The sequence below is a fragment of the Cohnella terricola genome (assembly GCF_007786475.1).
In the GTDB taxonomy this organism is placed as follows: domain Bacteria; phylum Bacillota; class Bacilli; order Paenibacillales; family Paenibacillaceae; genus Cohnella; species Cohnella terricola.
Window position 1 is genome coordinate 42,301 of record NZ_VNJJ01000018.1, and the last position, 20,215, is coordinate 62,515.

The window sequence follows — 20,215 nt, forward strand, 5'->3', positions numbered from 1 at the left end:
TCGTTAGCCCCCGCAAAACGGCAAAAGGGGAGCGCCGTGCGGCGAAGGTGCCTCCCGTCATAGCCTCGCTCGGCGAGGGATGGTTCGGCAGGCTTCGCGCCCGGTTCTCCCTTTTGCACTTTATCAATTAAATGCCGGAAGCTCCGTTGACGCCCGAAGAAACTTTCAGGCGCAGAGCGTTCAGGCGGATAAAGCCGGTAGCGTCGCCTTGATCGTACGCTTGCGTAGGATCGGCCTCCATCGTCGCGATGTGCGGGTTGTAGAGGCTGACCGGGCTCTTGAGTCCGGCGGCGATAATGTTGCCCTTATACAGCTTGAGACGAACGGTGCCCGTCACGTTGTTCTGGCTCTCGTTCACGAGAGCTTGAATAGCGAGACGTTCCGGCGCGAACCAGAAACCATTGTACACGAGAGAGCTATATTTAGAGATCAAGGAATCGCGAAGATGCATGACATCGCGATCCATGGTCAAGGACTCGATCTTGCGGTGAGCGGCGAACAGGATGCTTCCGCCTGGGGTTTCGTACACGCCGCGGCTCTTCATGCCGACGAAGCGGTTCTCCACCATGTCGACGCGGCCGATGCCGTGCTTGCCGCCGACTTCGTTCAGCTGGTCCATCACTTCGAGCGGACTCAGACGTTCGCCGTTGATGGCGACGCAATTGCCAGCTTCGAAGTCGAGCTCGATGTACTCGGCTTGATCCGGAGCTCTCTCCGGGGAAACGCTGAGTACGTACATTTCTTCAACTTCCGGAGCGCTCGGATCGAACCAAGGGTCCTCGAGCATGCCGCTCTCGAAGCTGATGTGAAGCAGGTTGCGGTCCGTGGAGTACGGCTTGGCGGCCGAAGCCTGAACCGGGATGCCATGCTTCTCTGCGTAAGCGATCATCTCGGCGCGTCCAGGGAACGCGGCGCGGAACGCTTCGTCGCGCCAAGGCGCGATTACTTGGATATTCGGGGCAAGGGCAGCCGCTGTCAGCTCGAAGCGAACTTGGTCGTTGCCTTTGCCGGTCGCGCCGTGCGCGATCGCCGTTGCGCCTTCCGCAATCGCGATCTCGACCATGCGCTTGGCGATCAGCGGACGCGCGATGCTCGTGCCAAGCAAGTATTGCCCTTCGTAAAGAGCGCCCGCTTGGAACATCGGGAAGATGAAGTCTTTCGCGAACTCGGCGCGAAGGTCGTCGATGTATACTTTGGACGCGCCGGTCTTGAGCGCTTTCTCCTCGAGGCCGTCCAGTTCGTCCTTCTGGCCGATGTCGGCGGTGAAGGTGATGATCTCCGCATCGTACGTTTCTTTCAGCCACGTCAGGATGACCGAGGTGTCGAGGCCGCCGGAGTAGGCCAACACGATTTTGTTTTTTGCCATGGGAATTTGAAGCTCCTTTTATTGAAAAATATCAGTCGGTATCCCTCTCGTTCAGGAACCGCATTAGTTGCATTTCGTGCAACTAATTACCGAGCCAAACGTGCGATCCGCGAATTAGTTGTATTTTGTGCAACTAATTTCCTTCTTTTCACTACCCGAGAGGGAAAACGCAACAATTAAGTGTAGAAAATGCAACTAAGTCTTCGAAGCGACGGTTTTTCCCGGAATTAATTGCTCTTTATGCAACTAATCCCGCTGGATCGTCGACCTGCTTTACATAAGCGCGGCCATAATCGCTTTCTGCGCGTGCAGGCGATTCTCGGCTTCGTCGAAAATGACCGAGTTTTTGCCATCGATGACGCCTTCGGTCACTTCCTCGCCGCGGTGAGCCGGCAAGCAGTGCATGAACAGATAGTCCGAGTTCGCGTATTTAACGAGTTCCTCGTTGATTTGATAGTTCTTGAACGCTTTCTCGCGTTCCTTCTGCTCTTCCTCGAAGCCCATGCTCGCCCATACGTCCGTGTAGACGACGTCCGCGCCTTCGATCGCCTCGCGAGGATCGCGAAGGATCTCGACGCTGCCGCCGGTCTCCGCCGCCGCTTCCTTGGACGACTTCACGGATTTCTCATCCGGATCGTAGCCTTCCGGAGAAGCGCTGGCAAAGCGCATGCCGAGCTTAGCCGCTCCCATCATCAAGGAATGGAGCACGTTGTTGCCGTCGCCTATGTAGGCGACCTTAAGGCCTTCCAATTTCCCTTTGTGCTCCAGCACCGTCTGGTAATCGGCAAGCGCCTGGCACGGATGGGATTGGTCGCTCAAGGCGTTAATGACGGGAATGGTCGCTCCGCGAGCCAGTTCCACGACGTTGCGATGGCCGAACGTGCGAAGGATCATGCCGTCCAGATAACGGGACATGACTTGCGCCGTGTCGAGGATCGTTTCCCCGCGACCCATCTGAATATCGTTGCGGCTCAGGAACAAAGCCTGGCCGCCGAGCTGGTACATCCCAACCTCGAAGGAAACGCGCGTACGAGTGGACGATTTCTCGAAAATCATGCCGAGGGATTTGCCTTTCAGCGGCTGATAGACTTCCCCGGCTTTCTGCTTGCGTTTAATCTCGATGGCGAGGTCGAGCAAGTACCGGATTTCCTCCGGAGTATAATCGACCAAGCCGAGAAAATCGCGGCCTTTCAATTGCGCTGCAATCTGTTCCAGGTTTGCTGCCGTAGTCAAGCGCAACAACCTCCTTTATATTTAAGGGCTGACGGACTTCGCCGCCGCTTTTTCGGAGAGCACCGATGCGATCAGTCCGACCGCCGTGTCGATCTCTTCATGGGTAACGAGCAGGTTCGGGAGCAACCGGATGACGTTCGGGCCGGCAGGCACGACGAGCAATCCCCGCTTATGCAGCTCGGCGATCGCTTCCGAGGCCGGCTCGTTGCAGAGAATGCCGATCAGCAGGCCTTTGCCCCGCACTTGGTCGACGTTAGGCAAGTCGCCAAGCTTCTCCTCCAGTTGTCCGATCAGGTATTCGGAAGCTTCCGCCGCGCGTTCAACGACGTTCTCTTTGAGCATCGTCTCGATTGTCGCCGCGACGGCCGCCATCGCGATTGGCGTGCCGCCGAACGTCGTGGCGTGCGCGCCAGGCACGAATGCGGGCTTGAGGTGCGCTTTGCCTAGCATTGCCCCGACCGGAAAGCCGCTGCCGATCCCTTTGGCAAGCGTGAATACGTCGGGCTCTACATCGTAATGCTGATACGCGAACAGCTTGCCTGTGCGTCCCATGCCGGTCTGCACTTCGTCCAGAATCAGCAAAATACCTTCGCGGTCGCACAGCGCGCGAACTCCCCGCAAGAAATCCGGATCGACGGGGATGACGCCGCCTTCGGCTTGCACGAGTTCGAGCATAATCGCAGCCGTCTTATCGTTCACCGCGGCTTCCAGCGCTGCCAAATCATGCAGCGGCACATGGCGGAAACCTTCCGGCAACGGAAGGAAGCCTTCCTTCACTTTGTCCTGGCCGGTCGCCGTCAAAGTCGCCAGCGTACGTCCGTGGAAAGATTGATTAAACGTAATAATCTCGTAACGGTCGTTGCCTTTGACCTTCTGATGATACCGGCGCGCGAGCTTGATCGCCGCTTCGTTCGCTTCCGCGCCGCTGTTGCAGAAGAATACCGCATCGGCGCAGCTGTTGTCGACGAGCAGTCTCGCCGCTTTCTCCTGGTTCGGATTGCTGAACAGGTTAGATACGTGCCATAGCTGATCAAGCTGCTGCACCAGCGCGTCTTTGACCGCATCAGGCGCATGGCCGAGGCTCGTTACCGCTAAGCCGGTCATGAAATCCAGGTATTCTTTCCCCTGATCGTCCCATAAGCGGCTTCCTTTCCCCTTCACCAAAGTGATGGGATATCTCGCATACGTCGAGAACATTGCGCTTTCACTCATATCGCTCTCTCCTTTTATCACCGATTCGGGTTGCCTTTATATGAATTACGCTCTTACGATCCGCGTTCCGATATCGCCTTCCGTCAGCGCTCGGCTGAGCACCCGTTCAACCGCTCCGTCCACGATCCGCACTTCCTTCACGTCGCCGTGCAGGCAGCTCATCGCCGCCCGTACTTTCGGAATCATGCCGCCGTAGATTTCGCCGCTGGCGATCATCTCTTCGATATCCGCGAAAGTAACCTTCGGCAGCACCTTCTTCTCGCCGTCCACCGTCCGCATGATTCCCGGAACGTCCGTGACGACGATCATCGTGTCCACGCCTAGTGAGGAAGCGACGGCTCCCGCTGCAGTATCCGCATTAATGTTGTACCGCTGTCCCGCTTCGTCGATGCCGATCGGAGCGATAACGGGCAAATAACCGAGCCCGATGACGCCTTCGACGAGCGATGCGTTCACGCCGACGACATCACCGACGAGACCGACCTCGGCGGCGTTCGCGACCGGGCGAGCCTCGATCAGCTTGCCGTCCGTGCCGGAAAGTCCGATCGTTTTGGCGCCGTTCTGCTGCAGCTTGCGCACGATCTCCTTGTTGATACGTCCGGCCAGCACCATCTCGACAACGTCGAGCGTTGCTTCGTCCGTAACGCGAAGACCGTTCACGAACCGGCTCTCGATGCCGAGCTTGCCGAGCGTCTCGTTAATCGCAGGCCCGCCGCCGTGCACGATGACCGGCTCGACGTCCTTCGCCTGCAGTTCTCGCAAGTCCTCGAAAAAAACGTTCGGAAGAGCCGCAAGCGTGCTTCCTCCGCATTTCATCACGAATCGCTGTTTCCCCATAAGCCCGTTCTCCTTACGTCCGATATGCAGCGTTGATGCGCACGTAATCGTACGTCAGATCGCAGCCCCATGCCGTCGCTTGCCCGCTTCCCATATTCAGGTTGACGTGAATCGCGACGGTATCGCCTTTTAAGTACTCTAACGCTATCTCTTCGTCGAAAGGAATCGGACGGGATTGTTCCAACACGAGAATGTCGCCCAAACGGATGTCTACCGTCCCAACGTTCACCGGCTGTCCGGCCCGGCCGACGGCGGCGATAATGCGTCCCCAGTTGGCGTCCGCGCCGTATACAGCCGACTTCACGAGACTGGAGCCGATAATCGTCTTGGCGATTGCCTGCGCCGCTTCGTCGCTGTCCGCGCCGACGACCGTCGTCTCGATCAGCTTCGTCGCGCCTTCGCCGTCTCTGGCGATCGCTTTGGCCAGCTCCGTGCAGACATGCCGCAAACCATCGACGAATGCGGCGAAATCCGGATGCGAACGGGTAAGCTCGCTGTTATCGGCAAGACCGCTTGCCATCGCCACCAGCATATCGTTCGTGCTCGTATCCCCGTCTACCGTGATCATGTTAAAGCTGAGGTTCGTCACTTCCCGCAAAACTTCTTGCAGCAGACCCGAACCGATCTTGGCGTCGGTCGTCACGAAGCCGAGCATCGTCGCCATATTCGGGTGGATCATGCCGGAGCCTTTCGCCGCGCCCGCGATCGTCACTTGCCGCCCGTCGATCTCGACGGCGACGCAGCTCGTTTTTTTCACGAGATCGGTCGTCAGAATCGCCTGGCAGAAATCGTCGGAGCCCTGCAAGTCGCTTCGCAGCTTGCCCGGAAGCTTCTCGATGCCCGCATTGACGCGGTCCATCTTCAGCAATTCGCCGATGACGCCGGTGGAAGCCACCGCGACCTCGTCTTTGCTCACGTCGAGCGCTTCCGCCGCGTTCGATTGCATCGCGCGCGCGTCCGCATCCCCTTGCGCTCCCGTGCACGCGTTGGCGTTGCCGCTGTTCACGATGACCGCGCGAAGCACGCCGCCAGCGCCCAGCGCTTCACGGGTTACCTGAAGGGGCGCCGCTTGAAAAAGATTGGTCGTATATACGGCCGCAGCCGCGGCCGGAACTTCGCATAAGATGACTCCGAGATCGTGGCGCTCCGTTTTTTTCAAGCCGCAATGGAGCCCGCCAGCCTTAAACCCTTTCGGCGTCGTGACGCCTCCGCCTTCCACGATCGTGTAGCTTTGTTTTCCCATGATAATCGGTCCGTTCCTCTCGTCCGTATATTAAGGATAAACCGGCGTGAACTGCAGCCCGAGCGTCTCGTCCCAGTTCATGAGCAGGTTCAAATTCTGAATCGCTTGGCCGGCCGCGCCTTTGACCAAGTTGTCTGTAACGGAAATGATCGTGAGGCGCCCGGTTCTCTCGTCGACGGAGAACCCGATGTCGCAATAGTTCGTGCCGTACACTTCCTTCGTCGCCGGCCAATGCCCGGCGGGACGAACGCGAACAAACTTGCGCCCTTCGTAAAATTGACGGTACAACTCGACGAAATCGGCGTCGGACCGTTTCTCCGTCAGAGAGGCGTACATCGTCGCCATAATGCCCCGGGTCATCGGCACGAGATGGGTCGTAAACGTCGTCACGACTGGGCGTCCCGCGGCTTCCGTCAGCACTTGCTCAATCTCTGGCGTATGCTGGTGCCGATTGATCTTATAAGCTTTAAAGTTCTCATTGATCTCGGAGTAATGGGAGCTAAGGTTCAGTCCCCGACCCGCTCCGGATACGCCGGATTTCGCGTCGATGATGATGCTGTTAGGATCAATCCAACCTGCTTTGACCGCCGGATAGAGACCGAGAAGCGACGTCGTCGTAAAACAACCGGGATTGGAAATAAAATCGGATTTCGCGACCTGCTCCCCGTATACTTCGGACAAACCGTATACGGCCCGTTCCACCAGCTCTTGGTCCGCCGGCTCGTGTTTGTACCACTGGCGATAGACTTCGCCGGATTTCAAACGGAAATCTCCGGACAAGTCGATCACTTTAAGGCCTGCCGCCAGAAATTCCGGAGCCAGCTTCATGCTGACGCCGTGAGGCGTCGCCAGGAAAACGACATCCGCTTTGCCGCGAATTAGATCGACGTCGAGACCGTCGAGCAGATCGGTGCGGATTTCCGTCAGATGAGGAAACCCCTCGGCAATCGGCGCCCCCGCCGTTGAAGACGAAATGACCGAAGTCACGGTGACTTTGGGATGAGATTGAAGCAGACGAATGAGTTCGACGCCGCCATAACCGGTAGATCCGACGATAGCCGCGCGGATAAGCGCAGAATTCATAAGATTTCCCCCATGCATATCATAAGTACGAAGCCGTCCAATGCAGCCGGCCTCTCGCCGACCATAAACAAAACCATCCTCAATTGTAACGGATTACTTGTCTGATTGAAAGATTGTTTCGATCCAAGTTTTAACGATTTTGAGAGGCCAACCTCACGATCCGTTCGGTTGAATTGTGTATTATTATACATTCAATGTATTAATTATTCAATGGTTTGATGCGCCCTAATTTTGAGGAAATCGTTAACAATACGATAAAAATAAAAACATCGCTAACCCTGAACGATCCTCTCGTTCAAGAACATTAGCGATGGGTAACATCTTTAGAGCAATCGCTCGTCATGGAAACCTTCTCCGAGCACTTCGGCCGCGTTCGTAATGATGACGAAAGCGTCGGGATCCGCGTCTCGCACGAGCAACTTCAGCCTGACCACTTCGTTCTGACCGACTACGGCTAGCAGCACGGGGCGATCATCCCCCGTATATCCTCCAACCCCTTGCAGCCGGGTTAAGCCGCGATCCAACTCATGCAGGATGGCATCGGAGACGCGGTCGGGATGCTTAGAAATAATAAACGCGGCTTTGGAAGTTTGAAAGCCGGACTGAATAACATCGATCGTTTTACTGGTGGCGAATAAACCGATTAATGCATAAAGCGCATTTTCGAGAGAAATGAATAAACCCGCGGATATAATGACGAGACCGTCCAACATCGCCACCGCAAGTCCAAGGCGTATTCCGATTACGCGGTGAATGATCTGCGCCATCGTATCGAGCCCGCCCGTCGACCCGCGGCCTCGGAACACTAGGCCCAACCCGAGGCCGACGCCCAGTCCCCCATAGAGCGCCGCGAGAAGCGGATTGTCCGTCGGAGGCGTCCAATGGGAGGTCAGAAGAACGAATAAAGGCAAGACGATCGTGCCGATCGCCGTTTTGATTCCGAACTGTTTCCCCAGCACGAGAACGCCTGCAATGAAAATCGGTATATTAAGAGCCCACTGCGTATAAGCGGGAGGGATATTCGCGAGCGTATCGATAATGACGGAGATCCCCGATACGCCGCCGGAAGCGATCCGGTTCGGCAACAGGAATAAGTTAAAGCTTGCCGCGATGAAAAAAGAGCCGACCAACATCGCGATATAACTGTATATCGTTCGCGCGCGCTTTGAGTAACGAGGCATTTTCCTTTTGTTCGGCAGCGTAGGAACGGTAGGAACTCGATTTTCCTGCTCGTTTTCATTCATGGACATGAGCGTTCCTCTTTCCGATATTCGACTTATTGCTTCTTTCGATATGGATCGGCATTTTACCTTTAATTATGTACGGATGCGCACCGAATAACTTATGAAACAAAAAACTTCTTGCGCGGTCAGGCGCAAGAAGTTTTCCTTATCGCTAATCCCTTATTGGACTTCCTGTTTAATCTGGCTGCGCAGGTAGCCGTCGATGAAGGCATCCAGATCTCCGTCCATGACCGCGCCGACGTTCCCCGTCTCGACGGAAGTGCGGTGGTCTTTAACCATGCTGTACGGGTGGAAAACGTAGGAGCGAATTTGGCTGCCCCACGCGATATCCAAGTGCTCGCCCCGAACTTCGGCCAGTTCTTTCTGCTGCTCCTGGATCTTCAACTCATAGAGCTTGGATTGGAGCATCTTCATCGCTTTCTCCCGGTTCTGGATCTGAGAACGCTGCGTCTGGCAAGCGACGACGATCCCCGTAGGCAAGTGCGTGATCCGGATGGCGGAGTCCGTCTTGTTGATATGCTGTCCGCCCGCTCCGCTGGAACGGTACGTGTCGATACGCAGATCGTCGGGACGGATGTCGATCTGAATCTCGTCGTTGATCTCGGGCACGACATCGCAGGAAACGAAGGACGTGTGGCGTCTGCCCGAAGCATCGAACGGTGAGATTCGCACAAGGCGATGCACGCCTTTCTCCGCTTTCAGGTAACCGTAAGCATTATGCCCACGGATTTGGAGCGTCACGCTCTTGATTCCCGCTTCATCGCCCGGAAGATAGTCGAGCAGTTCGATCTTGAAACCACGCTTCTCCGCCCATCTCGTGTACATCCGGTACAGCATCTGCGCCCAATCTTGCGACTCGGTGCCGCCGGCGCCGGGATGAAGCTCGAGAATCGCGTCCAGCTTGTCGTACGGCTGGTTCAGCAGCAGCTGCAATTCGAAGCCGTCCACCTTGCCTGTCAGCTTCTCCACGCTCTCGCCCCATTCGGCCGCCATCTGTTCGTCGGCTTCCTCTTCCAGAATCTCAAGCATATCCACGAGGTCCTGGCATTCGCTCGCCAAGCCTTCATACTGCTCGACGACCGACTTGATCGCGTTCATCTCGCCGATCAGGGATTGGGCTTTCTCGTTATCGTCCCAGAAATTCGGATCGCTCATCTTGACTTCGTAGTTCTCGATCTGTTCTTTCTTCAGATCTAAGTCAAAGAGACCCCCTAAGTTGCTGAAGTCGCTTCGCGTTCGCGCGAAGGTCTTGCTTTAAGGAAACGTCTAGCTCGAACATGATGAATCACCTCATTGAAATCTTCGTGCCGCTGCTATCAGTCTATGCGACCGTGGCACATTTTGTATTTCTTCCCGCTGCCACATGGGCATGGATCGTTACGTCCGACTGCATTGGCGCTGCGGGTTGCCGGTCTCTTCGGACCTTCGTCCGCTTTTGTATCGACGGCTTGGCCTTCTGCCACGGCTTCGCGCTTCGGCGCAGCCTGCACTTGGGCCTTCATGATATACATCGTTACCTCTTCTTCGATCCGAGAGATCATGTCGAGGAACATATTATGGCCTTCGAATTGATACTCGCGAAGTGGATCGTTACCGCCGTATGCGCGAAGGTGAATCCCTTGACGCAGGTGGTCCATGGAATCAATGTGATCCATCCACTTGCTGTCTACTGCGCGCAGAACGACAACTTTCTCGAATTCGCGCATGGTCTCTTCGCCGATCGACTCTTCGCGTTCGTCGTATAGCTTGTTGACCATCTCGACGAGCAACTCGATCATTTCTTCTTTTTCCTTGCCCCACAGATCTTCCTTCGTTAACCGATCCTCCGGCAAGAAGTGCGAATGAGCGTAGGTGACGAGGCTGTCCATATCCCAATCTTCCGGAACGTCGCTGTCGGAACAATGGCTCTCGACCGCTTTCGTAATGACGGAACGGATCATTCCGGAGATAATCTCCCGAATGTTCTCGGCGTTCAGAACCGCGCGGCGATCTCCGTAAATTTTCTCCCGCTGCAAGTTAATGACGTCATCGTATTGGAGGACGATGCGCCGGGTGTCGAAGTTGCTGCCCTCGACTCGCTTCTGCGCGGACTCGATCGCTCTCGAGATGAGACGGCTCTCGATCGGAGATTCTTCGTCGAAACCGAGACGCTCCATCATGCCCATGATGTTGTCGGCGCCGAACCTTCTCATCAGTTCATCCTGCATCGACAGGTAGAACTGCGAAGAACCCGGGTCGCCTTGACGGCCTGCGCGTCCGCGCAGCTGATTATCGATCCGGCGCGATTCGTGCCGTTCCGTCCCGATAATGTGGAGACCGCCTATTTCGGCAACGCCGTCTCCGAGCAAAATATCCGTACCGCGACCGGCCATGTTCGTCGCAATCGTGACTGCGCCGTGCTGCCCCGCTTTGGAAATGATCTCTGCTTCCGCGGCATGGTGCTTAGCGTTGAGCACCTGGTGGGCTACGCCTTTCTTCTTCAACAGTTCCGAGATGCGCTCGGAGTTCTCAATCGAGACGGTACCCACGAGCACGGGTTGTCCCGTCGCGTGACGGCGAACGATCTCTTCGACAACGGATTTGTATTTGCCGTTCTCGGATTTGTAAACGACGTCCGGCATATCGTCACGGACCATCGGACGGTTCGTCGGCGCTTGCAAGACTTCCAGGCCGTAAATCCGCTTAAACTCTTCTTCTTCCGTCTTCGCCGTACCGGTCATGCCGGCCAGCTTGCGGTACATCCGGAAGTAGTTCTGGAACGTGATCGTCGCGAGCGTCATGCTCTCGTTCTGAACGGTGATCTCTTCCTTCGCCTCGATCGCTTGATGGAGGCCTTCGCTGTAACGGCGGCCGGCCATCAAACGCCCGGTGAATTCGTCGACGATCACGACTTCGTCGTCCTGAACGACGTAATCGACGTCCCGTTTCATAATATAACGCGCGCGGAGCGCTTGATTAACGTGATGGTTCAGCGTGACGTGCTCGTGGGAGAACAAGTTGTCGATGTTAAACGCGCGTTCGACTTTCGACACGCCGGCTTCCGTAAGAGCGATGCTGCGCATCTTAATGTCGACCGTAAAGTCCTCGGTATCGGTCAGACGACTAACCATCCGATCCGCTGCGTAATACATCTCGGTCGATTTCTGCGCTTGTCCTGAAATGATAAGCGGCGTACGCGCCTCGTCGACGAGGATCGAGTCGACTTCGTCGATGATCGCATAATGAAGCGGACGCTGAACCATCTGTTCCTTGTACAGAACCATGTTGTCGCGCAAGTAGTCGAACCCGAACTCGTTGTTCGTGCCGTATGTGATATCGCATGCGTAAGCTTCTTGTTTCTCCTCATGGGAAAGCCCATGGAGGTTGCAGCCGACCGTCATGCCCAAGAATGAATAGATTTGTCCCATCAGCGCGCTATCGCGTTGCGCCAAATAATCGTTGACTGTTACTACATGGACGCCTTCGCCTTTTAACGCGTTCAAATAAACCGCTAGCGTACCTACAAGCGTCTTCCCTTCGCCGGTTCTCATCTCGGCGATCTTGCCTTGGTGAAGCACCATGCCTCCGATCAGTTGCACGTCGAAATGGCGCATGTTGAGCACGCGCTTAGCCGCTTCCCTGATGACGGCGAACGCTTCCGGAAGGATATCTTCCAAGGACTCGCCTTTGGCGATGCGCCCACGGAATTCATCCGTCTTCGCGCGAAGCTGATCGTCGCTTAGCGGGGTTACGGAAGACTCCAACCCGTTAATTTGATCGACGGTCTTAAGAAGCCGTTTCACCTCACGTTCATTGGCATCTCCGAATATTTTTTTGACAAGTCCAAGCATATCGAATATACCCCTCTCTCTCGCGGGTCTAACTATATCTTTACATTTTATCAGTTCGGAGAAGGCTGGGCAAGAAAGGGCGACTGGAAATGGGAGTTATTTAATACAAAAAACCGCCTCTTGGTCGGGATTTACGTCTCTAATGGCAATAAAACCCCGGCGCGGACGCCGGGGTCGGATGAATGATTATGGATTATTGGGCTTCGATCAGCCCGTATTTGCCGTCGTTGCGGCGGTATACCACGTTAACTTCCTTGGTATCGGTGTTGGCGAATACGTAGAAGTTGTGTCCGACGAGGTTCATCTGCAGAATCGCTTCATCGACGTCCATCGGCTTGAGGTTGAAGCGTTTCGTTCTGACAAGCTCCATATCCTCTTCTTCATCCCTGGCCAACGTCGTTACGCCGTTTCCGAAGTCTTCCTTGAACAGCGCCCTTGCCGAACCCGCCTCGCGGAAATTGCGATTGATCTTCGTCTTATGTTTGCGGATTTGGCGCTCCAGTTTGTCCACTACGAAATCGATCGATGCGTACATGTCCTCCCGTTTCTCCTCCGCGCGCAACTGTGCTCCCGGCAGAGGAATCGTAACCTCGATAGTTTGCTGGCCTTTCGTGACGCTCAGGGTTACGTGAACATCGGATTGTGGAGGTGCTTCAAAATACTTGTCCAGACGACTCAGCTTCTTCTCGACGTACTCTCTTAAAGCATCCGTAACTTCCATACGCTGACCTCGAATGTTGTATTTCATGGGGCAACTCCTCCTTTGCTTGATTTCATTTTACCACATTCGGGATGGGCGTTTCAAAACATTCCGTTAATAATTTTGAATTTTTTGAAAACTTTAATGTGGAATCCTAAGAGGCTTACTACAATAGAAAAAACCCTGGATTTCTCCAGGGTTCGTAACAGATGAACTTGGCATGTACTTCAAAACATGTATGTTTGTTCGACGCAAACGCGCCGGGATGATTACAGTTTGGTAACGTTAGCGGCTTGAGGGCCTCTTGCGCCTTGAACGATATCGAATTCTACCGATTGACCTTCCTCAAGAGCTTTGTAACCGTCCATTTGAATAGCGGAGAAGTGAACGAACACGTCGCCACCTTGCTCTGTTTCAATGAAACCGTAACCTTTTTCCGCGTTGAACCATTTTACTTTACCTTGCATGTGTTAAACATTCCCTTCATATTCAAATGACGTTAGACTTAGGAATCCTTACCTAGCCCACAAACCGAATATACCATCAGGTAAAGATTGGTGTCAATGATTTTTTGTAAGCGGATACACTCCTTAGGTGACAGCCTTTTCGGGAGTCGATTGGATTTCGCGATAAATGCCGATTGTATTACCTCGTTTGGAGGCTTTCGTCTTTCATCGCTTGTATCATATTTACAATTTCTTCGTCTTTATTTTCTATCTGTTCCAAGAAAGATATCGCCATTTCGAGCTCACCGAAATCGGATAAGACGCTGCCTAAATTATAGAGCGTATCCTCGTTCCGAGGATTCAGGGAATACGATTTCTCCAACAGCGGAAGCACATGATCGTATAGTTTTTGTTGGTAGCTGCCTACGGCAATCGCATTTAACGTGCGATCACTGATTGTTCTCTGATCGGCGAATCGGATGATTTGTTCGTCGCCGATCGTCCCGTTCGCTAATAACGACAGAAGTTCCAATACGCTGTTGTCGACGTCTTGGTTATTTTCGATATGATTTAACAGTTCCAGTATCCGGGACAAGTGTTCATCGTTGGCAACATCGCTCTTAAGAGTATCTTCAATCGGCTTCTGGGCAGACACGATATATTGATACGCCATGAATTGCGCCTTGTCCGTCCCGTTGCTTATTCTAGCAAGGTTGTCAATAAACTCTTCATCCTCCGGGGCAATCGGTACTTGCGTCATCGAATATTGAACATTTTTGTACCCGGCCTTATCGAAGAGAAGAACAATCTCTTTCCAGGTAAAAAATCTGACGTGAGTCCGATCCAGCAATCCCGCATCCGTATAGGTCCAATTGCCGTTTATCACATCTCTTAACAGGCTATAGTGCATCACGTTCGGAATACTCGCCAATAGTCTCCCGTCAGGTTTTAAGTATTTCATCATATTGCCGACAACAAACCAGGGATCATATAGATGTTCGAGCACGTCCGCGAAAATAATGTAATCAAAATGTTCCAAGGGGTATGCCAGGTTTTCTTGTTCTATATTCTCTGCTCTCACATCGGCGATTAAGGAAGCGATATTCGCCGAGTGCTTATTGAGTTCGATACCGAACAATTCGGCGCCGGGATATCGATTTTTGATTTCCAGCAGCGTAGCGCCGCACGCACAGCCAATCTCCAGTATCCTTATATTCTTGTGACTGGGAGCGTCGATCATATTCAGAATTTCAAGGCGGATATTTCTGGAGTATTTCGGATTAAACCCCCACTTCTCCTCGAACTTACGGGCGTTCGTTTGCAACAAAGCCCTAAAATGGTCGGCATCGTCACGGAATGACGTACTCCCGAAGTGGTGGATAAAGGTGTCCTTGCAAAGCATCAGCTTATACCCGGCCGACCGAATGCGGTGGGAATAATCATCGTCCTCGTAATTCCCGGGCGTAAATCTTTCATCTAATAGCCCGATCTCTTTCACAACACTATTCTTAATGAGCATGCAATAGCCCACTAGCTTAATTCGCTCTTCCCACTTCTCGGTTTTTCTCTCGTTGTACTCTGCCCCGAAAGCCTGCATCTCTTCTAGAGTCGAATAGCTAACTGGAATGCTTTGAGAGTAAGAGCAATTGTTCGTGACCGAGCCTACGGCACCGATCTTGTCGTCGCTATATAGGCAATCCGTCAAGTTATTCAACCAATTTTTCGTTACGATCGTATCGTTGTTTAACAGCAATATGTTGTCGCCCGTCGCGATTTCGATCCCTTGATTGCAGCCTTTCGGGAATCCGAGGTTGGTATCGTTGTAGATTGCGCGAATGTCAGGTTGTTTGTGCAACCATTCGACCGTTCCATCCGTTGATTGGTTATCTATGACAATGATTTCATAGCTATCCACTGCTGTATATTTACGAATACTGTCTATACAGTGCCGGGTGTAGTCCAATTTATTGTAAGTTAATATAATAATGCTTGTTTTCATTTGGCTTTCACCCCTCATTATTTAAGTTCTATATCGGTATTTCCTCTTCAATCCGATATATTAATATTATAGTTAATAGAATGACTTGGAGGATTTATGAATCTAATTTCTCTTTGCATGATTGTCAGAGACGAAGAAAAGCTTCTGTCGCGCTGTCTAGAAAGCGTGCAATCGTTAGTAGACGAAATCATTATTGTTGATACGGGATCCGTAGACCGCACCAAAGAGATCGCGCTGCGATATACGGATCGCGTCTACGATTTCGAATGGACGAACGATTTTTCCGCCGCCCGCAACGAATCTATACGTTATGCGACTGGTAAGTGGATTTTGGTTCTTGATGCGGATGAGTATGTTCAAAAGCTGGATGAACACAAGTTGCGCCATTTTCTTACAGATTATCATCTTTCGGGTCCAACGGGTTTTATCCTTAATATCATGAATTTTACAGGCAGCGGTTTTGATGAAACACAGATGATCAAGTCCACGGGCGTCCGGCTTTTCAGCAATTCTTTCGGCATTTCATACGCTCAGCCAATTCACGAACAATTGATTTCCAATCAAGATGAACTTCGGCTCGTCTCTCTTTCCTTATCCGTCTTCCATTCGGGATATACGAATGACATCGTCAAAGAAAAAAATAAATCGCAACGGAATCGGAGTATACTCGATCACTTATCGATCGACGAAAATCCCTATCATCAGTTTGTACTTGGAAATGAACAAGCAGCAGCCGGCGAATTAGCCGCAGCCCTGAATAACTATCGATCAGCTTACGAGAACTGTTCGCCCGACGACACATGGTACGATCACCTTCTGGATCGATTAATTGCGTTGGAGCTCCAAACTGGCCAGTATCATCTTGCCTATTCTTATATTCTTACCGGGCTACGCTTAAAGCCCGATCAAACGGATTATCATTGTTATTACGGTAAACTTCTAGATGCACTTGGATTCTGGAATGCAGCCATTGAACAATTCAAGACATGCATAGAGCTCGCGGATATTGCCGAACGTAAGGGACTGCCTTATTCGATCGTTCACCCGTCATTCGGCAGAATCGTTCCCCACCAAATGCTAGGGAATATTTATCGCAAAAAAGGCGATATGCAGAGTGCTATTCAACATTGGGCCATGGCATTAAAAATGCAACCCAAAAATTATGAAATTCTTCAATCGCTAATTGATCTTCTGCTTATTTATGATTCCGGAAAACAGACGGAAAAAGTGCTGGAAATGCTCTATCCTTCTTCGACACCTTTGAATTCCGTGTTATTATTCAAAATGTTGCTTAAAACCGGTGATGCCAAATCCGCTCATCGATATCGATTATTAGCAGAAAGTGAAGGCATCGAGCTAACTTTTGCCGATCATGTCCTCATTCGTTTGATTGATCGCTTGGATTTAAACGCTATCGAAGCCAAGGAAGAGCCGCTTCCGCCGCCTCTTGCCGTTATGTCTTCAATTGTTTCAAATGAAATGAGATTCGTAGAACGGTTATCGATGGAGAGCAGGCTTTTAGCCCAAACAGCAATTCAAGCTCTTCGAGAGCAGCCCGTTGATCTATCTGTAATTAAAGATAGTTATCCGACGTTAGATAGCGTATTAATCTTATTATGGAGGTTTGGTTATCAAGATCTTTATTTCCAATTGGTCAATCAAATCGCGGATTACGATGTTCTTAATCGGCTAGCAAGCGAATTCTACCGCTCCGGACTTGTAGAGGAAGCTATAGAACTGTACATTCTGTTGCTTGAACAAGGGGCTCTCTGTGCCGAAGGTTTAAAAACGATCGGTGTATGGCATATCAATTCTCTAGAGTGTTCGGAAAGTCTTAAGTTCTTCGAGGCTTCTCTTGACGATCATTCCAATATAGATACGCTTGGACTGGTACTGGAGAACTTGAATATCAATGAAGTAAGTGACTTCTTGAATGCTTACTACGAACGATATCCCTTATTGCGAGATATTGATTTCACTAGTATTCCGAACGATCAGTGAACAAGAAAAAGGATGGACCACATGGCCCATCCTTTTTCTTGTTCCAAGCTCTTAATTATAAGTATACGTAAATCCGTTACTTTCTTGGCCATCGGGATTCACGACTTTGATTTCGACCGGTCCCGGAGAGCCGGCTGGAAGTTTTAACGTTAAGCGGGTTGCCGACGTATAAGTCGCAGTCGCCTGTACTCCGGCTACATAGACCTTAGAGCCATTAACAAAATTAGTGCCTACGACGTAGATTGAATTGCCGCCATTAGAAGAACCGTTATTCGAGCTAAGCGACGTAATGGTCGGTGTAGGACCGAGCGGCGCGTTCTCATAGGTGTAATTGGCAACGGCGCTAGTTCCAATAGCAAGCGTTACTTCGATCGGCACGACTCCAGCAGTAGCGCTAACCGGTACTACGACAGATAATCTAGTCGCACTGATGAATGTATGAGACACGACTACATCATTGATCTTTACTGTCATTCCCGAAGATTCAAAGTTCGTTCCGTTAATGTAAATACTGGTTGCTTTGTCCTTAACACCGCGATCCGGAGACAAGCTTGTAATTGTCGGAGTTACGGCAGTATAGGTGTACGACTGCGGCAACGTCCCTGTTCCGCCATCCGGATTCGTGACCGTAACATCTACAACTCCAAGAGCATCTCCCGCCGGAACGGCTACGCTCAACTTTGTACTATTGAGCACACTCACCGAAAGACCTGGTTTGGAACCGAAGTAAACCTTCGCACCGGATTTGAAGTTCGTTCCGGTGATATACATGGTATCTCCGCCAGGGAGCTTGCCTGATGTCAAGCCCAAGTTCGTAACAGTTACCGGATCAGGTACGAATACAATATATTCATATCCTTCTGCAAGTACTGCTTGCTTCTGATCGTCGTTGACTACCCGAACATCTACTTTCCCCGGATCTGCAACGTTTGGCACGTCAACCGAAATTTTCGTGCTGCTAATCGAACCTTTAATTACAGCTTCTGTACTTCCAAAGTAGACTTTAGCACCGTTCCGGAAATTTGTTCCGTTAATTACCGCTGTTTTTTCAACATTCGTAAATCCTGAATTCGGACTGATCGACGTGATCGTCGGATCAGGATAGACTGGTGCGTTATAGGTATATGCATTTTCCAAAATCGTCGATCCAGTGTCGTCCAATACCGTCACATCAACGATCCCTGCTTGAGCGGCAGCGGGAACAATTACAGTCAGTCTAGAAGTCGAGTTCACAGACTGTATAGTCCCTGCGTTTTCTCCGAATTTTACGGTTACGTTAGCACTCAAGTTTTGACCGTTAACATAGACTGAATTGCCGCCAGTAGTCAGCCCAGAATTAGGCGTGACTCCCGTAACAACTGGTTTAACGACTGGGGGAGCTTCATACGTATAACCCGCCGGAATCGTAATGAATGTCCCATCCGGATTGGTGATTGTCAGATCGACCGGACCCGCCGTAGCTCCTGCAGGCGCGAACACTGAAAAGTTGCGGACATTGGTATACGAATCACTATTGGCTGTCTTATCGCCGAATTTGACCTTTACTCCTGGCATGAAGTAGTTTCCTTGCAGAGTAACTTTCGTCCCGCCTGCAAGAGGCCCCTTGTTCGGAGTGATTAAAGTCACAATCGGGTCAGCCTTGTACTGATAATCAATAGAAGCCGTTTGTCCATCGGTGTTCTTTACTTTGACAGCGACCGTAGACTGCACGTTCGATGGCACGGTAGCTTTAATTTCTGTATCGCTAATAATTTGAACGTTGGTTGCGTTCTTCGTTCCGATTGTAACCGTAGCTCCGGTTTTGAAGTGTTTCCCGGAAATCGTGACCTGGTTACCTCCGTCCGGATGACCAGAGCTCTCAACGATTTGCGTAATCACTGGGGCTGGCCATTTCACTGTCACATTGACATTCGGAATCGCCTTAGTTCTAGCCGCTCCTGCATAATCGCTGTAATTAATAATGGAGCTTGACGCTGAAGTGGCCAATGTTCCCGTCTTCGTCTTGCTGACAGGTCGAATCTTGTAAGTGAACGTCAGATTGGAATCTTTCAATTCATTAAAAGCCCATGTGATGGTATTGCCCGTAACCGTAGGCTTCGGAATATTGTTATCGTAAGATCCCGGCACGATTTCAAAATCCGCTGTAACGATGTCGGACACGGTAACGTTATAGGCGCTTGCAAGTCCGATCTCGCGCACGATCGCAGCGTAAATCTCTGCCAACCCTGTGGATCCTAATACAAAATGGTGATGCGCCGCAGTAGTGGCCATTTCCTTTAACAACTGATTCGGACCGCTTGTATCCGGATTGTCATTTGGTCCCAAAAGCGCAATCGTGTAGAAAATAATGCCCTGATCTTTAGCTGACTGAGCTTTGTTTTTGGCAAATTCATACGGAGTTGGCGATCCTACCGTCGCGTCTCCGTCGGTAAGAATAACAATAACGGGCTGGGCTTCAGGCCGCTTGTCTGCAAGCAATATATCTATTGCCTTTTGTATAGCGTCTCCTGTTGCGGTACTTCCGTTTGCTTGAATCGTATCGATATAATTCTTTACGGCTACTTTATCCGTTGTCATGTTATAACTTTTGATATTCGTCTCGCTGGAATAATCGATGATCCCGACTCGATGCTTCGTCATATCCATCAAATCGACAAATCCTTTAGCACCGGTCTTGGCACTGGTCATTCTGTTATCGTTGTTCATACTACCAGATTTGTCGATAATCAGTATGACATCATTCGGAACGACCACATTCGCCGGTGGCGTCCCTTTCACTTGCAGATTCACTTCTGCTTCTTGTTCCGTCGTAATCGACGTCGGGTTAATCGATTTCGTGACCGTCACGTAATCATTAACTGCTGCCCTTGCCGTATGAATCGGTAATGCGCCGCTTGCCAAAAGCAGGAAAGCCAATACTGATGTCAGTATTCTTACTTTCATTTACATTTTCCTCCATTTTTTTGTGTAATGTTGCGGCTATGAAAATACTACCATTCGGAATGGTAGTAGCACCACCTT

At 51.5% G+C, this 20,215-nt stretch carries 14 protein-coding genes; 1 reads left to right on the forward strand and 13 read right to left on the reverse strand.

The window, feature by feature from the left end; all coding sequences use genetic code 11:
• Window positions 1-127: 127 nt before the first annotated feature.
• The 12 genes from FPZ45_RS21930 to FPZ45_RS21985 form a co-directional block, all read right to left on the reverse strand.
• Entirely contained in the window at window positions 128-1,366 is a 1,239-nt protein-coding gene (locus tag FPZ45_RS21930; protein WP_144706542.1) for an argininosuccinate synthase, read from the reverse strand.
• A gap of 273 nt (window positions 1,367-1,639) precedes the next feature.
• Window positions 1,640-2,599: an ornithine carbamoyltransferase gene (gene argF / locus FPZ45_RS21935; RefSeq protein WP_246120542.1), complete on the reverse strand. Its 960-nt coding sequence runs from the start codon at window positions 2,597-2,599 to the stop codon at window positions 1,640-1,642.
• Window positions 2,600-2,620: 21 nt separating this feature from the next.
• A complete protein-coding gene (locus FPZ45_RS21940; protein ID WP_144706544.1) occupies window positions 2,621-3,811 on the reverse strand; it encodes an acetylornithine transaminase in 1,191 nt (396 codons plus the stop codon).
• A 45-nt stretch (window positions 3,812-3,856) separates the two neighbouring features.
• Complete coding sequence (gene argB / locus FPZ45_RS21945; protein ID WP_144706546.1) at window positions 3,857-4,648, reverse strand: acetylglutamate kinase; 792 nt, start codon at window positions 4,646-4,648, stop codon at window positions 3,857-3,859.
• Between the two features lie 13 nt (window positions 4,649-4,661).
• The gene (gene argJ, locus FPZ45_RS21950; protein ID WP_144706548.1) at window positions 4,662-5,891 is read right to left on the reverse strand and encodes a bifunctional glutamate N-acetyltransferase/amino-acid acetyltransferase ArgJ; all 1,230 of its coding nucleotides are present in this window, start codon (window positions 5,889-5,891) and stop codon (window positions 4,662-4,664) included.
• Between the two features lie 30 nt (window positions 5,892-5,921).
• Window positions 5,922-6,974 (reverse strand): N-acetyl-gamma-glutamyl-phosphate reductase, encoded by a 1,053-nt coding sequence (argC, locus tag FPZ45_RS21955; RefSeq protein ID WP_144706550.1) that lies wholly within the window; start codon window positions 6,972-6,974, stop codon window positions 5,922-5,924.
• A 323-nt stretch (window positions 6,975-7,297) separates the two neighbouring features.
• Window positions 7,298-8,224: a YitT family protein gene (locus FPZ45_RS21960; RefSeq protein WP_425457040.1), complete on the reverse strand. Its 927-nt coding sequence runs from the start codon at window positions 8,222-8,224 to the stop codon at window positions 7,298-7,300.
• A 153-nt stretch (window positions 8,225-8,377) separates the two neighbouring features.
• Window positions 8,378-9,497 (reverse strand): peptide chain release factor 2 gene (gene prfB / locus FPZ45_RS21965; protein WP_186438512.1). Its coding sequence is split into 2 segments (ribosomal slippage): window positions 8,378-9,418 and window positions 9,420-9,497, totalling 1,119 coding nucleotides; the frame shifts between segments, so codons are not numbered across the junction.
• Between the two features lie 37 nt (window positions 9,498-9,534).
• On the reverse strand, window positions 9,535-12,048 hold the full coding sequence (secA, locus tag FPZ45_RS21970) for a preprotein translocase subunit SecA (protein WP_144706554.1): 2,514 nt from the start codon (window positions 12,046-12,048) through the stop codon (window positions 9,535-9,537).
• A gap of 193 nt (window positions 12,049-12,241) precedes the next feature.
• Window positions 12,242-12,796, reverse strand: a complete 555-nt coding sequence (gene hpf, locus FPZ45_RS21975) for a ribosome hibernation-promoting factor, HPF/YfiA family (protein ID WP_144706556.1) — start codon at window positions 12,794-12,796, stop codon at window positions 12,242-12,244.
• Between the two features lie 221 nt (window positions 12,797-13,017).
• Window positions 13,018-13,215, reverse strand: coding sequence for a cold shock domain-containing protein (locus tag FPZ45_RS21980; protein WP_094047522.1), 198 nt, complete (start codon window positions 13,213-13,215; stop codon window positions 13,018-13,020).
• Between the two features lie 178 nt (window positions 13,216-13,393).
• Complete coding sequence (locus FPZ45_RS21985) at window positions 13,394-15,193, reverse strand: glycosyltransferase (protein ID WP_144706558.1); 1,800 nt, start codon at window positions 15,191-15,193, stop codon at window positions 13,394-13,396.
• Window positions 15,194-15,289: 96 nt separating this feature from the next.
• Here FPZ45_RS21985 and FPZ45_RS21990 point away from each other — a divergent pair, with 96 nt between their 5' ends.
• Window positions 15,290-17,194, forward strand: coding sequence for a tetratricopeptide repeat-containing glycosyltransferase family 2 protein (locus tag FPZ45_RS21990; protein ID WP_144706560.1), 1,905 nt, complete (start codon window positions 15,290-15,292; stop codon window positions 17,192-17,194).
• Between the two features lie 51 nt (window positions 17,195-17,245).
• Here the strand turns inward: FPZ45_RS21990 and FPZ45_RS21995 are convergent, their stop codons facing one another.
• The gene (locus FPZ45_RS21995) at window positions 17,246-20,137 is read right to left on the reverse strand and encodes an IPT/TIG domain-containing protein (protein WP_144706562.1); all 2,892 of its coding nucleotides are present in this window, start codon (window positions 20,135-20,137) and stop codon (window positions 17,246-17,248) included.
• Window positions 20,138-20,215: the final 78 nt, after the last annotated feature.